At 71.9% G+C, this 17,797-nt stretch carries 15 protein-coding genes; 9 read left to right on the top strand and 6 right to left on the bottom strand.

The window, feature by feature from the left end:
• Positions 1 to 45: 45 nt before the first annotated feature.
• Positions 46 to 1,392: a glycosyltransferase family 4 protein gene (locus OH735_RS10515; RefSeq protein WP_406381110.1), complete on the bottom strand. Its 1,347-nt coding sequence runs from the start codon at positions 1,390 to 1,392 to the stop codon at positions 46 to 48.
• Positions 1,393 to 1,621: 229 nt separating this feature from the next.
• Between OH735_RS10515 and OH735_RS10520 the strand changes: the two genes are divergently transcribed.
• The 8 genes from OH735_RS10520 to OH735_RS10555 all read left to right on the top strand — a co-directional run bounded on the left by OH735_RS10520 (position 1,622) and on the right by OH735_RS10555 (position 8,860).
• Entirely contained in the window at positions 1,622 to 2,230 is a 609-nt protein-coding gene (locus OH735_RS10520; protein ID WP_406381111.1) for a TetR family transcriptional regulator, read from the top strand.
• 157 nt (positions 2,231 to 2,387) lie between these two features.
• Entirely contained in the window at positions 2,388 to 2,738 is a 351-nt protein-coding gene (locus tag OH735_RS10525) for a DUF4190 domain-containing protein (protein ID WP_406381112.1), read from the top strand.
• A gap of 315 nt (positions 2,739 to 3,053) precedes the next feature.
• Complete coding sequence (locus OH735_RS10530; RefSeq protein WP_406381113.1) at positions 3,054 to 4,301, top strand: substrate-binding domain-containing protein; 1,248 nt, start codon at positions 3,054 to 3,056, stop codon at positions 4,299 to 4,301.
• Between the two features lie 3 nt (positions 4,302 to 4,304).
• Positions 4,305 to 5,105 (top strand): ABC transporter ATP-binding protein, encoded by an 801-nt coding sequence (locus tag OH735_RS10535; protein WP_406381114.1) that lies wholly within the window; start codon positions 4,305 to 4,307, stop codon positions 5,103 to 5,105.
• Positions 5,102 to 5,845 carry an ABC transporter ATP-binding protein gene (locus OH735_RS10540; RefSeq protein WP_406381115.1) on the top strand — a complete coding sequence of 248 codons (744 nt, stop codon included), beginning with the start codon at positions 5,102 to 5,104 and terminating at the stop codon, positions 5,843 to 5,845. The genes OH735_RS10535 and OH735_RS10540 overlap by 4 nt, the downstream gene beginning before the upstream one ends.
• Complete coding sequence (locus tag OH735_RS10545; RefSeq protein ID WP_406381116.1) at positions 5,845 to 6,732, top strand: branched-chain amino acid ABC transporter permease; 888 nt, start codon at positions 5,845 to 5,847, stop codon at positions 6,730 to 6,732. Before OH735_RS10540 ends, OH735_RS10545 begins: the two co-directional genes overlap by 1 nt.
• Positions 6,729 to 7,874, top strand: coding sequence for a branched-chain amino acid ABC transporter permease (locus OH735_RS10550; RefSeq protein ID WP_406381117.1), 1,146 nt, complete (start codon positions 6,729 to 6,731; stop codon positions 7,872 to 7,874). The genes OH735_RS10545 and OH735_RS10550 overlap by 4 nt, the downstream gene beginning before the upstream one ends.
• Positions 7,871 to 8,860 (top strand): alpha/beta hydrolase, encoded by a 990-nt coding sequence (locus OH735_RS10555; protein ID WP_406381118.1) that lies wholly within the window; start codon positions 7,871 to 7,873, stop codon positions 8,858 to 8,860. Before OH735_RS10550 ends, OH735_RS10555 begins: the two co-directional genes overlap by 4 nt.
• A 119-nt stretch (positions 8,861 to 8,979) precedes the next feature.
• Here OH735_RS10555 and OH735_RS10560 read toward each other — a convergent pair whose 3' ends face one another.
• The 5 genes from OH735_RS10560 to OH735_RS10580 form a co-directional block, all read right to left on the bottom strand.
• Positions 8,980 to 10,959 (bottom strand): helix-turn-helix domain-containing protein, encoded by a 1,980-nt coding sequence (locus OH735_RS10560; protein ID WP_406381119.1) that lies wholly within the window; start codon positions 10,957 to 10,959, stop codon positions 8,980 to 8,982.
• A gap of 30 nt (positions 10,960 to 10,989) precedes the next feature.
• The gene (locus OH735_RS10565; protein WP_406381120.1) at positions 10,990 to 11,832 is read right to left on the bottom strand and encodes a 3-hydroxybutyrate dehydrogenase; all 843 of its coding nucleotides are present in this window, start codon (positions 11,830 to 11,832) and stop codon (positions 10,990 to 10,992) included.
• Between the two features lie 315 nt (positions 11,833 to 12,147).
• Positions 12,148 to 12,903, bottom strand: coding sequence for a copper homeostasis protein CutC (locus tag OH735_RS10570; protein WP_406381121.1), 756 nt, complete (start codon positions 12,901 to 12,903; stop codon positions 12,148 to 12,150).
• Positions 12,900 to 14,423 carry a M81 family metallopeptidase gene (locus OH735_RS10575; RefSeq protein ID WP_406381122.1) on the bottom strand — a complete coding sequence of 508 codons (1,524 nt, stop codon included), beginning with the start codon at positions 14,421 to 14,423 and terminating at the stop codon, positions 12,900 to 12,902. Before OH735_RS10575 ends, OH735_RS10570 begins: the two co-directional genes overlap by 4 nt.
• A gap of 23 nt (positions 14,424 to 14,446) precedes the next feature.
• Positions 14,447 to 15,667 (bottom strand): ROK family protein, encoded by a 1,221-nt coding sequence (locus OH735_RS10580; protein ID WP_406381123.1) that lies wholly within the window; start codon positions 15,665 to 15,667, stop codon positions 14,447 to 14,449.
• Positions 15,668 to 15,950: 283 nt separating this feature from the next.
• On the opposite strand from OH735_RS10580, the gene OH735_RS10585 reads away from it, so the two are divergent.
• Positions 15,951 to 17,771 (top strand): peptide ABC transporter substrate-binding protein, encoded by a 1,821-nt coding sequence (locus tag OH735_RS10585; RefSeq protein WP_406381124.1) that lies wholly within the window; start codon positions 15,951 to 15,953, stop codon positions 17,769 to 17,771.
• The last annotated feature ends 26 nt before the right edge of the window (positions 17,772 to 17,797 follow it).

Below are 17,797 nucleotides of genomic sequence, written 5' to 3' on the forward strand. Positions count from 1 at the left end.
GTCGAGGGGGTCAGTTGGCGGAGACGACGAGGAAGGGCGGCGGCGTCAACGACGGCCGCCGGGGAGCGTGCTGCCCGCGCGTGTGGTGGCCACGCGGGCGGCGATCGCCTCGCGGTAGAGGGCGGCGGTGCCGATGGCCGCCTGCTTCCAGGTGAACCGGGACAGCACCCGGGCGCGGCCCGCCGCGCCGAGCCGGGCGCGCAGTTCCGGGTCGCCGAGCAGCCGGGCGAGCGCGTCGGCCAGGGCCCCGGCGTCGGCGGGCGGCACGGCCAGGCAGGTCTCGCCGTCCGGGCCCGCGACCTCGGGGATCGCGCCGCCGGTGGTGGCGACGAGCGGCGTGCCGGTGGCCATCGCCTCGGCGGCCGGCAGCGAGAAGCCTTCGTACAGCGAGGGAACGCAGGCGATCTGGGCGCCGCGCACGAGGTCGACGAGTTCGGCGTCGCTGATGCCCTTGACGAACTCGACGGCGTCCTGGAGTCCGTGCCGCTCGATGGCCTGCGCGACCGGTCCGTCCTCGGCCCGTTTGCCGACGACGACGAGGTGTGCCCGCGGGTTCTCCGTACGGAGCTTGGCGAGCGCCTCGACGAGGTGGACGAGGCCCTTGAGCGGGACGTCGGCGCTGGAGGTGGTGACGATCCGTCCGGGGATCTCGGCGACCGACGGGTCGGGCGACCAGAGGTCGGTGTCCGCGCCGATGTGCACGACATGGATACGGTCCTGGCGCACCCCGAGATGGTCGACGATCTCCTGCTTGGAGGAGCCGGAGACGGTGAGCACCGAGGGCAGCCGGCGCGCGACCCGCTTCTGCATGCGGGTGAAGGCGTACCAGCGGCGTACGGAGGCGCGGCGGCATCGGCTCGCGGCGGCCTCCAGGTCCAACTGCCGGTCGACCGTGATGGGGTGGTGGATCGTGGTGACGAGCGGGGCACCGAGATCCGCCAACAGGCCGTAGCCGAGGGTCTGGTTGTCGTGGATGACGTCGAACTCGCCTCGGCGGGCGGCGAGATGGCGTCGGGCGCGGAGGCTGAAGGTGAGCGGTTCCGGGAAGCCGCCGGTCCACATGGTGGCGACCTCGGCGGCGTCGATCCAGTCCCGGTACTCACCGCGCTTCGGGGTGCGGAACGGGTCGGGCTGGCGGTAGAGGTCCAGGCTCGGCAGCTCGGTGAGCGGGACGCCCTCGTCGAGCACCGGGTAGGGCTGGGCGCCGATCACCTCGACGCTGTGGCCGAGGCGGGCGAGCTCGCGGCCGAGGTGGCGTACGTAGACGCCCTGGCCGCCGCAGAAAGGATTGCCCTTGTAGGTGAGGAGTGCGATGCGCAACGGACGGTCGTCGGGGCTGCCCGACGCGTCGCTGCCCGTGCGGGGGCCCGCCTCTACGGCCTCAGCGGTCACACTCGGCCCCCTTCTCACTGCGTGTTCGCCGGAGCGTAACCGCTCACGCTAATCTAGAACAAGTTTCAGACTGGATCGTTCAATGAGCTACGAATCTACCGGCAGGTAGCGTCGGTGCAACGGCCGGACCGGGTGATTCGCGCCACGACCGGCACCCTGGCATGCTGTGCGCCGCCGGGAGACCGAGCGCCTCCCTCCGGTTGCGGACAGAAGCCATGGATGGGGACACATGACAGCGGAAGCCAAGCAGGCATCGCCGCCCCTGACGGAGCGACAGGAAGCCCGTCGCCGTCGCATCCTGCACGCCAGCGCCCAGCTCGCCGGCCGGGGCGGGTTCGAGGCGGTGCAGATGCGTGAGGTCGCGGAGGCCGCCGAGGTCGCCCTGGGCACGCTGTACCGCTATTTCCCGTCCAAGATCCATCTGCTGGTCGCCACCATGCAGGACCAGCTCCAGCACATGCACACGACGCTGCACAAACGCCCCCCGGCCGGGGACGACGCGGCGCAGCGGGTCGCCGAAACCCTGATGCGGACGTTCCGCGCGCTTCAGCGCGAACCGCATCTGGCGGAGGCGATGGTGCGGGCACTGACCTTCGCGGACCGCAGCGTCAGCCCGGAGGTGGACACCGTCTCCCGGATCACGACGACGATCATCCTGGACGCGATGGGCCTGGAACATCCGACGCCGGAGCAGCTGTCCGCGGTCCGGGTCATCGAGCACACCTGGCACTCGGCGCTGATCACCTGGCTGTCGGGGCGGGCGTCGATCGCCCAGGTGAAGATAGACATCGAGACGGTGTGCCGGCTGATCGACGTGACGGCACCGCGGGACGCGTAGGGCCCGCCCGGCCCCGGTGACGGATCGAGATCTTTCATCACACATCCCTCACCGCCCTGTTCGAAAGCGCCACAAACCTCTCTTTATCATGGTCATGACCAGGGCCTGTCCGGCCCCGGTCCGCCGGGCAGGACCTGGCACCGATGGAGAGGAAGACATGGCTGACCAGTCAGGCAGTACAGGCGGCGCGACGGGGATGCAGGCCCCGGGCGGACCGGGTTACGCCGTGCATCCCCCGGCCGGCTACGGGTACCCCGGTGGCGCCCCGCTGCCCAGCGGCAAGGCGACGGCCTCGTTGGTGCTCGGCATCGTCGGGCTGCTGCTGATCCCGATCATCCCGCCGATCATCGCGCTGTGCCTCGGCGTCTCGGCCCGGCGCATGGCCGACCGGGGCGAGGGCGGCGGCCGCGGCATGGCGACCGCCGGCATGGTGATGGGCATCATCGGCATCGCGTTCGCCGCTCTCGGCATGGTCTTGGCCACGGTGCAGGCGCTCGCCGCCGTCTGACAGGCCATCACCGCCCACGGCCCCGGAACGTCGGCGCCGTGGGCGGCCCGGGGTCGTACCGTCCGACCCTCTGGGGCGCCCCCCGGTTCCGGTCCATGTGCGACCCCTGGCGCCCCCCGGTTCCGGTCCATGTGCGACCCCCGGCGCCCCCCGGTTCCGGTCCATGTGCGGCCCCCGGCGCGGCTCGCGCCCCGGCCCATGTGCGGCCCCCACATGCGCACCGCGTCAGGTGAGGTGCCCTGCACCATGTCGACGGCGGCTCGGTGTTCATACGGTTCGGCGACATCACAGGTACACGCCGAGGAGCCGGTCACCATGCGTCGCAGAGCCCCAGGAACCGTCCGTCACCGCAGATCCCTCGCCGCCGTCGCCACATTCGCCGCGGCCGGCCTCCTGCTGGCCGGGTGCACCGCCGCCGGAAAGGCGGGCGAGGACGATTCCGCGTCCGGGAAGGGCGCGAAGGACCAGAGCGTGAAGGTGGGCCTGGTCTACTCCCGTACGGGACTGCTCGCGGACTACGGGAAGCAGTACCGCGACGGGTTCATGGCGGGCCTGGACTACGCGACGAAGGGCACCGGCAAGGTCGCCGGGCACCGTATCGAGGTCACCGAGCAGGACGACGCGGGCGACCCGGGCAAGGCGGTCGCCGCGGCCAAGAACCTGATCGGCAAGGGCTACAAGGTGCTGGCCGGCACCACCGATTCCGGGGTGGCCCTCCAGATGGCGCCGCTCGCCGCCCAGAACAAGGTGCTGTACATCAGCGGCCCGGCCGCCACCGACGCCGTGACCGGGATCAACGACTACACCTTCCGCTCGGGCCGGCAGTCCTACCAGGACATCCTGACGGCCGGGGCGATGCTCGGCGAGGCCAGGGGCAAGAAGGTCACGGTGCTGGCCCAGGACTCCACCTTCGGCCAGGCGAACGTCGCCGCGGTGAAGGCCGTCCTCGGCGCCAAGGGCGCGAAGGTGGGTTCCGTACTGGCTCCGCCCAGCGCCACGGACCTGACCCCGTTCGCCCGGCAGGTCAAGGCGGGCGGGCCCGATCTCGTCTTCGTCGCCTGGGCCGGCTCCACCGCACCGGCGCTGTGGACGGCGCTGGACCAGCAGGGCGTGCTGGGGGCGGGCAAGGTCGTCACGGGGCTCGCCGGAACCGCCTCGTACCCGGTCTTCGGGAACGCCGGCTCCAAGGTGTCCTTCCTGGCGCACTACTTCCCGGGCGCGGGCGGCGGCAACGCCGTGGAGAAGTCCATGATCGACTCCGTCACGAAGGCCGGCGGCACCCCGGACCTGTTCACCCCCGACGGCTTCACCGCGGCGCAGATGGTCGTGCGCGCCGTCGAGGCGGGCGGCGCCACCGACTCCGCCGCCATGGTGAAGGCCCTGGAGGGCTGGAGCTTCGACGGGGTGAAGGGCAAGCAGCAGGTCCGTGCCGAGGACCACGCGCTGGTGCAGCCGATGTTCGTCGCGAAGCTCAAGGGGACGGGCCCCAGCGCCGTACCGGAGCTGGTGAGCACCGAGCCGATGGACGAGGTGGCGCCGCCCGCCAAGCCCTCGGCGGGCTGACCGATGACCGTACCGGGCATACCGGACACCACCGCGGAGCGCCCGGACGGGACGCGGACCACCGCACCGGTGCTTCGACTGGAGGGACTCGGCTGGGGCGTCGGCGGGGCGACGATCGTCGAGGACGTCACACTGAGCGTCCACGAGGGCGAGTTCCTCGCCTTCATCGGCCCCAACGGAGCCGGCAAGACCTCCCTGTTCAACCTGATCAGCGGGCTGACCCCGGCCACGTCGGGCACGATCGCGCTCGACGGTACGGACATGACGGACCGCCCCGCGCACGCCCGGGCGCGGCGCGGCATCGGCCGCACGTTCCAGACCTCCAGCCTCTGGCCGGCGATGACCGTCGCCGACCATGTCCGGCTGGCCGCGCAGGCGGCCGGGGGCGGTTCGTACCGGCTGTGGCGGCGCGCCTCCCCGTACACCGCCGAGGTGGCCGGCGTGTTGGAGCGCACCGGTCTCGGCCACCGGGCCCGGGCGACGGCGTCCGAGCTGTCGCACGGCGAGAAGCGGAAGCTGGAGCTGGCGGTACTGCTGGTGGGCGAGCCGCGGCTGATGCTGCTGGACGAGCCGATGGCCGGGGTGAGCGCGGAGGAGGTGCCCGCGCTGACCGAGCTGATCCGCACCCTGCACCGGGACGAGGGACGCACCGTCCTGATGGTCGAGCACCACATGGACGTCCTGCTGGGCCTGGCCGACCGGCTCGCCGTGATGCACCACGGCCGGCTACTGGCGCTGGACACCCCCGACGCCGTGACGGCCGACCCGACCGTGCAACAGGCCTACCTCGGGGAGGGGTTGTGACGACGGAACCTCTGCTCGCCGTGCGGGACCTGCGGGTCCTGATCGGCGGCCGGCACATCCTGCACGGCGTCGACCTGGACGTCGCCCCGCACGGGGTGACCGCGCTCCTCGGCCGCAACGGCGCCGGGAAGACCACGACCGTACGCGGCATCCTCGGCCTCGTCCCGCGCACCGGCAGCGTCCGGCTGGACGGCGAGGAGACCGTATCGATGCCCACCCACACCGTGGTGCGGCTGGGCATCGGCTACGCCCCCGAGGACCGGGGGATCTTCGCCGGACTGACCGTCGCGGAGAATCTGCGCCTGGCGGAAAGGCGCGGCGCGGGCGCGCCCGCGTACCCGCTCGTCCATGAGCTCTTCCCCGAACTGAGGCTCCGGGAGCGGCAGTTGGCTGGGACGCTGTCCGGCGGACAGCAGCAGATGGTGGCCATCGGGCGCACGCTCCTTAACGGCAACCGGCTGATCATCGCCGACGAACCCACCAAGGGCCTGGCGCCCAAGGTGGTCACCGAGGTCGCCCAGGTGCTGGAGCGGGCCGCCGAGGCGGTGCCGGTGCTGCTCGTGGAGCAGAACCTCGCCGTCGTACGCCGCCTGGCCGAGCACTGCGCGGTGCTCGCCGACGGCCTGACAGCCCATCAGGGACCGGCGGCCGAACTGCTGGGCGACGCGGAGGCGGCACGCAGGCTGCTCGGCGTGGGCCACGGCCCGCTCACTACGCACCCCGTGGAGGCGGATTCCTGATGTCCACCGTCATTCTGCTCACCATGACCGGACTCGGTCTGGGAGCGCTCTACTTCCTGATCGCCTCGGGACTCTCACTGATCTTCGGGCTGATGGACGTGCTCAACTTCGCGCACGGGGCGCTGCTCTCCATCGGCGCGTACGGCACCTGGTGGGCGGCGTCCGGCAATCTGCCCGGCGCCGGCCCGGGCGGTGCGGGCTTCGTCCTCGCGGTGCTGTTCGGTACGGCGGTGGGCACCGCGGCCGCCGTGCTGCTGGAGCTCGCCGTCGTCCGCCCGCTCTACACCCGGCCCCGCGAGCAGGTCCTCGCCACGGTCGGGGTCGGGCTCGCCGTCCCGGCGCTGCTGTCGGGGATCTGGGGCTCGGACGCCCGGACCTTCCCGGGGCCCGAGGCCCTGTCCGGCACCTTCGGGCTGCTCGGCGCTCGGGTCCCGGTCAACCGGCTGGTACTGGTCGCGGCGGCGGTCGTCGTACTCGTGGCCCTGCGGCTCTTCCTCGGCCGCACCCGGCACGGTCTGGTGGTACGGGCCGGGGTCGAGGACCGGGCGATGGTCACCGCGCTCGGCATCGACGTGCGCAGGGCGTTCACGCTCGTCTTCGCGATCGGCGGCTGCGCCGCCGCCCTCGGCGGGGCGCTCGGCGGCCTGTACTTCGGCTCGGTCGACCCCCGCCAGGGCACCTCGCTGCTGATCTTCGCGTTCGTCGTGGTCGTCACCGGAGGCATGGGCTCGGTGACCGGCGCCGCCGTGGCGTCCGTCGTCATCGGCCTGGTCCAGCAGTTCGCCAACTACTACACCGCAGCGGGCCTCGGCGACCTGGCCGTCGTCGTCCTGCTCGCCGCGCTGCTGCTCGTCCGGCCGCGCGGACTGACCGGGAGGCTCGCGTGAGCACCGTCACCGAGACACACGACCGCACCGGCGACGGGCCCACTCTCGCACCGTCCCCCGGGAACACCGTCCGGCTGCTGCGCCGCTGGTGGCCCGCCGCCGCCCTGCTGATCCTCGCGGTCGCGCCGTACAGCGCACTGCCGCTGCCGGGCCTCCTGGACGGCCCGCTCGGCAGCCCGGGCAGCCTCCAACTCCTCGCCACCTGCCTGCTGTTCGGGGCACTGGCGACCGGTTACGACCTGCTGCTCGGCCGCACCGGGCTGCTCTCCTTCGGGCATGCGCTCTACTTCGCCGCGGGCAGCTACGCCACCAATCTGTTCCTGCTGGAGGCGGGCCTCCCCTTCGCCGTGTCCGCGCTGCTCGGTCTCTGCTGCGGGATCGTGCTCGCGCTGGTGCTGGGGTCGGTGAGCCTGCGGGTCACCGGGATCGGCTTCTCCATGGTGACGCTGGCCTTCGCCCAGGCGGGCTCGATCCTGGTCTCCCGCAACCCGGGCGGTCTCACCGGCGGCGAGGAGGGCCGGGCCGCCCCCGCCGAGCTGCTGCCGTCCGGGCTCGTGGGCATCGAGCACACCGCGAACCTCTACTGGGTGGCGCTCACCTATCTGGTCCTCACCCTCGCCGTCGTCCACTGGGCGGTCCGCTCCCCCACCGGACGGGTCTGGGAGGGCATCAAGGAGAACGAACGCCGGGTGGAGGTACTGGGGTTGAAGCCGTACGGCTTCAAGCTGACGGCGTTCGTCCTGGCGGGTGCGCTGGCCGCGCTCGGCGGTCTCGTCCACCTGCTGCTCACCGGCGGCTCGACCCCGCAGACGACCACCTCCGACTTCACCCTCTCCCTGCTGGTGATGGTGGTGCTGGGCGGATCCGGCACCCGCTGGGGCCCGATGGTCGGCGGCATCCTCTACACGTGGGCTGATCACCGGCTCGGCGATCTGGCCGGGTCGGGCGCGGTCGCCGAGCTGCCCGCCGTGCTGCGGGTGCCGCTGTCCCAGCCGCTGTTCCTGCTCGGCGTGCTGTTCGTGGCCGTGGTACACCTGCTGCCCGGCGGCCTGGCCCGGCTGCCGTCCCGGCTGGTGCCGCGCCGCGGCCCCGCCGACGAAACACCCGCGAAGCGCGCCCGGAAGGAGAACGGACAGCCGTGATTCCGTACGAAGAGATTCAGGTCCCCGTGGACTGCGGCGAGTTGGCGGTACTGAGGTGGCCGGCCCGGGAGCCGGACGCCCCGGTCGTCGTCGCCCTGCACGGCATCACGGCCAACGCGCTGTCCTGGGGCCCGGTGGCCAGGCTGCTGGCCGGCCGCGTCACCCTGATCGCCCCGGATCTGCGTGGCAGGGCGGGGAGTTGTGCCCTGCCGGGGCCGTACGGGATCGCCCGGCACGCCGATGACGTCGCCGCGCTGACAAAGGCCCTGGGCCTGGGCCGGGTGGTGCTGGCGGGCCATTCGATGGGCGCGTTCGTGACGGCGCTGGCCGCCGTACGCCACCCGGACCGGTTCGGGCCGCTGCTGCTGGTCGACGGCGGCATCGGCTTCCCCGCCCCCACGCACCTCTCCCCGGACGAGCTGCTGACCGCCGTGATCGGCCCGGCCATGGACCGGCTGTCGATGACCTTCCCGGACCGGGCCGCGTACCGCTCCTTCTGGCAGGCGCACCCCGCGTTCGCGGATGCCTGGTCGGCCGAGGTGGACGCGTACATCCAGCGCGACCTGACCGGGGACGAACCCGCCATGCACTCCAGCTGCCGGATCGAGGCCGTACGCACCGACGGCATCAACCTCTTCGACGAGGAGGTGCTGACGGCGGTACGGAAGCTACCGGCCCCGACGACGCTGCTGTGGGCGCAGCGGGGCCTGATGAACGAGGAGCAGGGCCTGTACGACGAGACCCGTCTGGCGGCGGTCGACCTCGGGGGGACCGGGGTGACGCCGATACCGGTACGGGACGTCAACCACTACACGCTGCTGACGGGAGAGGCGGGCGGCGGGGAGGTCGCACGCCACTTGCTGGCCCTGTCCAATCCCCAGAGCCCACCGGACACGCCCGGCCCGTCCGGTGCGAAACCAAGCCCGCCCGGCAAAACCAAGCCCGTCCGACGATTGAGGACACCCTTCAGCCCGTCCGACGATTGAGCACACCCTTCAGCCCGTCCGGCGATTGAGCACACCCTTCAGCCCGCCGGGCAAAACCAAGCCCGTCCGGCGTTTGAGGACAGCGACAACAGAACGCACCCCGGGCGGCCGGACGGCCCCTACCGCTCCTGCCGCCCATCCGTCAACGCATGCAGCCGCAACGCGAGTTGCAGCTCCAGCGCCCGCCCGGGCTCGTTCCAGTCGCGCCCCAGCAGCACCTGCACCCGGTCCAGCCGCTGCACCACCGTGTTGACGTGCACGTGGAGTTCGTCCTTGGCGCGGATGAGGCTGCCCCCGGACCCGAAGTAGGCGCCGAGCGTCCGCACGAGATGGGTGCCGCGCTGCGCGTCGTACTCCAGCAAGGGCCCCAGCGTCGCCGAGACGAAGCCGTCGACGTCCTGGGCGTTGCCCAGCACAACGCCCAGGAAGCCGAGTTCCTCGACGCACGCGCCTTCCCCCGTACGCCCCAGGACCCGCATGGCGCGCAGGCAGCGGGCGGCCTCCCCGTATGCGGAGGCCAGCTCCCGGGCGCCGCGGGCCGGTCCGGTGGCGGCGACGGTGACAGGGGCCTGGGTCAGCTGTCCGAGCTGCGCGGCCGCCGCGCGCGCCGCGTCACCGGCGGCCGGACCGGGGTCACCGGCATCGATCAACAGCACCACGTTCCCGGTGTGTTCGGCGCTCACCCCGTGGATGTCACCGCCGAACAGATAGCGCATCGCGGCAGGGGCCAGCCTCTCCCGGGCTCCGCCCTCGGCCACCAGCAGCAGATGCGGGCGGTCGAGGTCTATGCCGAGGCGCCGGCCGCGTTCGGCGAGCCCGGCCGGGTCGCGGTCCGGGTCGCTGAGCAGGTCGCTGATCAGCTCGCCGCGGACCCGGTTCTCGGTCTCGGCGACCGTGCGCCGCAACAGCAGCAGGAGACCCGTGACCACAGAGGACCGCTCGAACAGCCGCCGGTCGGAGTCGTCGAGCTGTTCGCGCCGGTGCAGGACCAGACCGGCCAGGAGCTCCCGTCCGGCGAGGACAGCGCAGATCCACCGGCCGTCGCGGTGCACGGCGCGGGCTCCCGTACGGGACTCCTCGGCGGTCTCGGCCAGCCACCCGGCGTCCATGCTGTCGGCGGCGAAGTCCGCACCGTCGGGGCGGACGGCCGCCAGGGGCCGCCCGCCGGGGTCGTGGATGGTGAGCGGGGAGTCCAGCAGCCCCGCGACCGCCGCGGCGACGTCCTTGACGTCACGGCCGCGCAGCACCAGGTCGGTCAGCCGGTCGTGGGACTCCTCGGCCCGTTGCATGGCCGCCGAGTGGGCCCGTACAGCCGCGTTGGCCTCGGCCAGCTCCGCGTTGGTCTCGGCGAGTTCGTCCAGCGCGGACCGGGTGTCGGCGAGTGCGCGGGCGGTGTCGATGGCGATCGCGGCGTGCGCGGCGAGCGAGCAGAGCAGGGCGACCTCGTCGGGGCTGAAGACGCGCGGCGCGCGGTCGGCGGCGAAGAGGACTCCGATGACCTTTCCCGTACCGCCGCGGCTGGAGCCCAGGAGCAGGGGCACGCCCAGGATGGCGACGAGCCCCTCGTCGAGCACCCCGGCGTTGATGTTGCGGGTGTGGTGGAAGCGCTCGTCGGTGCGGTAGTCGGGGGTCGCGTACGGGCTCGCGGTCTGCGCCACCAGACCGCCGAGCCCGTGGCCGAGTTCAAGCCGCAGCCGCTGGAAGAGCACCGACACCGACCCGTCGGTGACCCGCATGTAGGTGTCCCCGGCCTCCTCGTCGGGGAGCGTGAGATACGCGGTGTCCGTGCCGAGCAGCATCCTGGCGCGGCGGACGATGGCGTTCAGCACGTTGTCCAGGTCGCGGGAGGCCGCCAGGTCGCCCGCCGTGTCGAAGAGCGCGGTGAGCTGGAGCTCGCGGCGCCGGTGCTGGCGCAGGGCGCCCCTGATCCGCAGGGCGGTGGCGGCGGCCCGCTCCACCTCCGCCAGATCGCCCGCGGGCACCCCGGCGGCCCGCGCCTGTGAGGAGACGGCGCCCAGCGCCTCGGCGGGGGCGTCGTCGGCCAGCAGGTCGAGGAGGCGCCGCAGATGGGGCGCGGCGGAGGCGGACGGTTCAGACATGGGCGACCGGCGTTCGTAGGGGGCGGGGGATCAGTTGGCGGTCCAGCCGCCGTCCATGGAGAGGGAGGTGCCGGTGATGTGCCCGGTACGCGGCCCGCAGAGCCACAGCACGGCCTCGGCGACCTCGTCGGGTTCGATCAGGCGCTTGATCGCACTGCGCTCCAGCATGATCCGGCCCACGACCTCCTCCTCGGAGATGCCGTGCGCAAGAGCCTGGTCCGCGATCTGGTTCTCGACCAGGGGCGTGCGTACGTACCCGGGGTTGACGCAGTTGCTCGTCACCCCGTGCTCCGCCGCTTCGAGCGCGACCACCTTGCTGAGTCCCTCCAGTGCGTGCTTGGCCGTCACGTAGGCCGATTTGTAGGGGCTGGCCCGCAGGCCGTGGACGGACGAGATGTTGACCACGCGCCCCCAGCCGCGTTCGTACATGCTCGGCAGGGTCCGGCGCAAGATGCGGAACGGGGCCTCCACCATGACCCGCTGGATCAGCGCGAAGCGGTCCGGCGGAAACGCGTGCACGGGGGCGACGTGCTGGAGCCCGGCGTTGTTGACCACGATGTCCGCGTCGGCGGGCAGCGTGTCGACCGCGTCGGGGACGGCGAGGTCGAGGACCCACGCCGTCCCGCCGATCGCCCGGGCCAGGTCCTCGGCGGCGTCGGCGGCCTTGTCCACCACGTGGACGTGGGCTCCCGCGGCGGCCAGGGCCTGTGCGCAGGCCCGCCCGATCCCGCTCGCCGCCCCCGTGACCAGGGCGGTGCGTCCGGCGAGGAGCCGGTCCGTGGGCGACGGCGAGGTACCGGCGGCGAGCGGCGGGGCGGTGGCCGGGGCGGCGTGCGGGGCGGGCCCGTGATCCGGGCTCTGGGGAGTCTCCATGGTCGTCACCGTAAGGAGGCCGGAGCCCGCGTCACACGGGGTCGGTGCACACACCGTCGTACGTCGGCATGGTGGCGGCGTACATGGTGCGGGCCCTCGCCGGGGGGCGTTGGCGGGCCCCGTCCGGGCGATCGGGCCCCTGCGTCCGGGCCGGTCAGTGGGCCGCTTCCGGGCGATCGGGCCCCTGCGTCCGGGCCGGTCAGTGGGCCGCGTCCGGGCGATCGGGCCCCTGCGTCCGGGCCTGCCAATGGGCCGCGTCGAGACGGGGGCAGGGCAGGTCCGTCGCGTACCGCTGGTTCGTGCCCCGGTCCGAGGTCAGCCCGCCGTCTCCACCGCCCGTCGTGCCTCGGCCACCACTTCGGGGTCGGTAACGAAGTGGGTGTCCTGCTCGGCCGACGCGCCCCCGGCGCCGAGCGGTATCCACTTGCCGCCGCGCCGGGGCAGCGCCCTGGTCTTGGCGGAGAGGTGGACGGCGGCGACGCCGGCTGAGGTCAGGGCCGGGATGTCGGCGGGGCGCACGCCGCCGCCGGCCATCACCTGCACCCCGGGTGCGACGGCGCACATCGCGGCGATCGCCGCCAGCCCGTCGGCCGCGGCGGGAGCGCCGCCCGAGGTGAGGACCCGGGTCAGGCCGAGTGAAGGCAGCAGTGCGGCGGTGGCCACCGGGTCGGCGGACTGGTCGATGGCGCGGTGCAGGGTGATGTCCACCGGGCGACCCGGGGCGCGGGCCGCTTCGGCGAGCCGGGCGACCGCCGCGGTGTCCAGGGCGCCGTCGGCGGTCAGCGCGCCGATCACGACGCCGGAGGCACCGGAGGCGATGACGGACCGCACCTCGGCGGCCATGAGCGCGATCTCCTCCGCGTCATGGACGAAGTCGCCGGGCCGGCACCTGACCAGCACCTGCACCGGCAGCCCTTCCGCGGCGACCGCCTCCACCAGGGCTGCCGACGGGGTCAGGCCGCCCAGCTCCAGGGCGGCGCAGAGTTCGACCCGGTCGGCGCCGTGCTCCCGGGCGGTCCGGGCGCCGGCCGGTGAGGTGACGGCGATCTCCAGGGCGGGGCGCGCGGTCACTCGTCGTCCCCGGTCAGCGGCTGGTCGGAGGCGGGAATGATGCGGGCCGACAGATCCGGGTCGGCCATCTCGCGGTCGAAGGGGAACATCGGGCGACGGATGCGGTGGTGGCCCAGGCGAACCAGGTCCTGGTCCACACCGCCGGGGGTGAACGCCATCTTCCAGCCGACCGACATGTCGAAGAGTTCGGGCTCCAGGTAGCCGATCTTCACGATCACGATGTCGGCGCCGCGCGGGTCGAGGTCCAGGTCGGTGAAGTCGTGCTCGTGGTGGTAGGGCTTGCGCAGCTTGGTGAGGATCGCGTACACGCTGCCGACCCGGATGACGACCTCGGTCTCGGCGTCGCGGTCGCCGTGCCGGATGGCGTGCACCACACCGGTCAGGGTGACCGGGCCCGCGTGCCGGTCGTCCACCTCGGCGCCGGCGGTGACCGTGACGGTGGCGCCGACACCGGCGGCGACGGCGGTCTCGACGGCGGCCGGTCCGGGCACCGAGGCGTAGATGACGGTCGGGCCGTCGTCCTTCTGGAACTCCGGGCGGGCCAGCAGCCGGGTCAGGCCCCAGGTCACGTCGCCGGCGCCGCCGGCGGTCGGATTGTCCCCGGTGTCGCTGATGAAGTACGGGCGCTGGTCGCAGGCCAGGGCCTCGTCCAGGATGCCGTCGAAGGTGCCGGTCGGGGCAACGAAGTCGAAGTCGTCGCGGGCCTTCCAGAAGCCCTGGGCCAGGCGCTCGGCACCGGCCGACACGGCGCCCCGGTCGGTGCCGGTGACCACCACCACGGCACGGTTGCGCGCTTCGTCGGCCCAGGCGTAGCCGACCCATATCGCGGCGTCGATCACACCGTCCGTGGCCTCGACCTCGTCCACGGCCGCGTACACGCTCCTGGCCGGCTCGATCCGGGTGGAGGTCTGCTCGCCGGCCAGCAGCACCGGCACCGGCACCCAGGCCTTGACCGGGCGGGGCGCTCCGGAGGCCAGCAGCTCCACCAGGTTGCGGACGGCCCGCTCCTTGGTCTCCATGTGGTCCTCGTGCGGGGCCATCCGGTAGCAGGTGATCAGGTCGCTGCCGTGGGCGAGTTCGCGGGAGACGTTGCCGTGCAGGTCCATCGAGGTGGAGATGATCACGTCGGGGCCGACGGTGGCGCGGATGCGCTCCAGCAGCACCGCCTCGGCGTCCTCGATGCCCTCCACGGTCATGGCGCCGTGGATGTCGTACCAGAGGCCGTCCGGCTTGGGCAGCGCGGCGAGCCGTTCGATCAGCTCGTCGGTCAGCTCGGCCCAGGCGGCGGCGGTGACGGTGCCGCCCGGCAGCGACTTGCCGACCAGGGCGCCGTGCCAGTCGGCCGCCTCGCGCAGTTCCTCACCGGTGGCCAGGAAGGGGTAGCGGTCCAGCACTTCGGCGCCGCGCGAGGGGTGGAAGGCGGCGGCCTGGGTGCGAGCGGGGGAGAAGGTGGACGACTCGATGCCGAGTCCGGCGATGGCTATGACCGGGCGGGCTGCGGCGGTGCGGGATTGCGGCATGGCTCCTCGTAGGGGGTGGGGTGTCAGGCGTGGCGGGGCGCCGGGGCGCGGAACGGGTCGCTGCCGCCGACCTCGCGCAGCGCGAGGGTCAGGGCACGCTGCAGGGCGAACTGCCCGGCGCCGACCAGGCCTGCGTCGGCGCCCAGGCTGGCCCGCTCGATGGTGAGGTGTTGGGTGACCAGCGGGTGGCAGCTCTCGTAGAGCTGGCTGCGTACGGCGGCGACGAACGGCTCCAGGGTGGAGAGAATGCCGCCGAGGTAAACCGCGTCCGGGTTGAAGAAGTTGACGTTGGCGGCGAGCACTTGGCCCAGGTAGTCGCCGGCCCTGCGGACCGCGCGGGTGGCCTCCGGGTCTGCGTCGACGGCCAGCCGGGCCACGTCCTCGGTGCTGCTGACGTCGGCCCCGCGCTCGCGCAGGATGCGGACCAGGGCGGCGCCGGACGCCACGGTTTCCAGGCAGCCGGTGTTGCCGCAGGAACAAGGGATGTCGGCGCCGCCGTCGATCCGCATGTGGGTGATGTCACCGGCCGCGCCGGTGGCGCCCCGGTAGAGACGTCCGTCGACGATGACGCCGGCGCCGATCGCGGAGCCGATCTTCACCATGATCGCCTGTCGGTACTCGGCGGGCCGTACGGTGTGCTCGCCGATCGCCATGCAGTTGGCGTCGTTGTCCACGGCGGCAGGGACACCGAAGCGTTCCTCCAGCCAGGCGGTGACCGGGAAACGGTTCCAGCCCGGCATCCGGGACGGCAGGACGACCGAGCCCGACGCGACGTCCACCGGCCCCGGCAGCGAGAGCCCGACCCCGCGCAGCCGGCCGCGGCCACGCTGCTCGGCCAGCGCCTCCAGGGTCTCGGCGAGCCGGGGCAGGGCCGCCTCGGGGCCGTCGGCGATCACGAAGGGAACGGTCGAGACATCGCTCAGACCGCCGCCGGGCAGCACCACACCGATCCGGGCGTGCCGGCCGCCGAGGTCGGCGGCGACGGCGAACTCGTCGTTGCTTCCCAGTCTCAGCACTTTGCGGGGGCGCCCGCCTGTGGAGGACTGGGTACCCTCCTCGGCGATCAGCCCGCGCTCCACCAGATGGGCCACGGTGAGAGAGATGGTGGAGGCTGCGGCCCCCAGCAGTCCGGCGAGTTCGGCGCGTGACGAGGCCTGGCCCGATGCGACGAGTTCCAGGACCCGCGCGGCGAGGGCCGGGGTGCCTTTCGCAGCCTTGCGGCCCCATGCACTTATTTCAGTCATGTACGAAGTTACTTCCGCAACGGTGTGTGTGGCGAAGACAATACGCCCGCGCCTGGCGATGGGGGAACAGCTTCACGAAGGAAGTGAGCCACACCTGAAACCCATTTAATCCACCCAAATCAACCCAAAGAAGAGGAGGGGTCGAGGCAAGTGGGCTTTTTTCAGAGGTGCAGTAACTTACTTTTTACTATTTCTTGTTTGTTTCTTCGGCGTGTCCGTCGTTAGCTGTCGTGAACGCAGTGCCGGTCCCGGACATACGGGTCCTTTCACCCTGAGGAGAGTCATGTTCCTTGCTCACACGGCGAACAGCCGCCGCTGGGCCCTCGTCGCGGGCGCCGCCGTCACCGCGGGTGCTCTGCTGACCGGTTGTTCCGGGGGCGGCACCTCGTCGTCGTCCGCCTCCGGCTCGTCGGACACCATCAACTACGCGCTGCCGGCCAACTTCACCCCGAACTGGATCCTCCCGGTCGGCACCGCCGCGCACCTGAACACCAACAACTCCTCCATATCCCAGTCCCTCTGGGAACCGCTGATCGCCTACGACGGCTCCACCGGCAAGGTCGGCTGGAACAAGGACAACTCGCTGGCCACCGCCGCAGACTTCGCCAAGGACAGCAAGAGCGTCACGATCACGCTCGGCGACCGGCACTGGAGCGACGGCAAGCAGATCACCTCCCGCGACGTGGAGTTCTGGTTCAACCTGGTCAAGGCCAACAAGGCCGACTGGGCCAGCTACAGCCCGGGCAAGGCGCCGGACAACTGGACCTCGCTGAAGGTCGTCGACGACACGCACTTCACCATCACCTTCGACCAGGCGTACAACCAGCAGTGGATGCTCGCCAACGAGCTGAGCATGATCCGCCCGATGCCGCAGCACGTCTGGGACAAGACCAGCGACTCGGGCACGGTGTCGGACCTCGACCGCACCGCCGCGGACGCCAAGAAGGTCTGGGCGTACCTGAACAACAGCGCCAAGAAGATCTCCGGTTACGCCACCGACCCGCTCTGGAAGACGGTCAGCGGCCCGTACACCATCAAGTCGTTCTCCACGGCCGGCAAGGTCCAGTTGGTGGCCAACGCCAAGTACGACGGCGGCGGCAAGGCCAACATCAAGACCGTGAACCTGCTGCCGTTCACCACCACGGACGCCGAGGAGAACGCTCTGAGGGCAGGCACGGTCGACTACGGCTACATCAACGCCACCAACCTCAGCCAGGAGTCGTCCTTCGCCGCCAAGGGCTACACGGTGAAGCCGTGGTCCGGCTGGGCCATCACGTACATGCCCTACAACTTCAACAACCCCACCATGGGCGCGGTGTTCAAGCAGCTCTACGCCCGCCAGGCGATCCAGATGTCGGTGGATCAGACCACCCTCTCCAAGGTCGTCTTCAACGGCACCGCGGTCCCCACCTACGGCCCGATCCCGCAGGGCCAGAGCTCGTCCTTCGTCTCGTCGGAGCAGAAGAACAACCCGTACCCGTTCTCCACCGCCAAGGCGAGGAAGCTGCTGACCAGCCACGGCTGGAGCGAGCAGAACGGCACCATGGTGTGCACCAGCCCGGGCACCGGCGACAGCCAGTGCGGCGCCGGCGTGGACAAGGGCACCAAGTTCTCGATGCAGGTGCTCTCGCAGTCCGGTTCGACCGTGACCGACAACATGATGAGCGCCCTGCAGTCGTCGTTCGCCAAGACCGGCATCGACTTCACCATCAAGACCGCCCCGGTCAACTCGGTCCTCTCGCAGGCCGGCCAGTGCACGGCCGACCAGGCCGGCTGCAAGTGGCAGCTGTCGTTCTTCGGCACCGCGGGCAGCTGGTACTTCCCGGCCTACCCGAGCGGTGACTCGCTCTTCGCCACCGGCGGCGGCTCCAACTTCGGCAGCTACTCCAACCCGGCCGTGGACAAGCTGATCACCCAGACCACCATCTCCTCCTCCGACGAGGCGGTGCAGAAGTACAGCGCGGCCCTGGCCAAGGACCTCCCGGTCATCTGGCTGCCGGAGCCGGACTACCAGGTCTCCATGGTCAAGAAGGGCCTGGACGGCTTCGCCCAGGACTCGCTCGCCAACTTCCACCCCGCCATGTGGAAGTGGACGACCAAGTGAGCCCGGCCGGTGACCACGCGTACCAC

Source organism: Streptomyces sp. NBC_01618 (assembly GCF_045209435.1).
GTDB lineage: Bacteria > Actinomycetota > Actinomycetes > Streptomycetales > Streptomycetaceae > Streptomyces.

Excerpts from the sequence above, each read along its gene's own strand:
- OH735_RS10520 (WP_406381111.1), top strand. The coding sequence starts at position 1,622 with ATGACAGCGGAAGCCAAGCAGGCATCGCCGCCCCTGACGGAGCGACAG.
- OH735_RS10525 (WP_406381112.1), top strand. The coding sequence starts at position 2,388 with ATGGCTGACCAGTCAGGCAGTACAGGCGGCGCGACGGGGATGCAGGCC.
- OH735_RS10530 (WP_406381113.1), top strand. The coding sequence starts at position 3,054 with ATGCGTCGCAGAGCCCCAGGAACCGTCCGTCACCGCAGATCCCTCGCC.
- OH735_RS10535 (WP_406381114.1), top strand. The coding sequence starts at position 4,305 with ATGACCGTACCGGGCATACCGGACACCACCGCGGAGCGCCCGGACGGG.
- OH735_RS10545 (WP_406381116.1), top strand. The coding sequence starts at position 5,845 with ATGTCCACCGTCATTCTGCTCACCATGACCGGACTCGGTCTGGGAGCG.
- OH735_RS10560 (WP_406381119.1), bottom strand. The coding sequence starts at position 10,959 with ATGTCTGAACCGTCCGCCTCCGCCGCGCCCCATCTGCGGCGCCTCCTC.
- OH735_RS10565 (WP_406381120.1), bottom strand. The coding sequence starts at position 11,832 with ATGGAGACTCCCCAGAGCCCGGATCACGGGCCCGCCCCGCACGCCGCC.
- OH735_RS10575 (WP_406381122.1), bottom strand. The coding sequence starts at position 14,423 with ATGCCGCAATCCCGCACCGCCGCAGCCCGCCCGGTCATAGCCATCGCC.
- OH735_RS10580 (WP_406381123.1), bottom strand. The coding sequence starts at position 15,667 with ATGACTGAAATAAGTGCATGGGGCCGCAAGGCTGCGAAAGGCACCCCG.
- OH735_RS10585 (WP_406381124.1), top strand. The coding sequence starts at position 15,951 with ATGTTCCTTGCTCACACGGCGAACAGCCGCCGCTGGGCCCTCGTCGCG.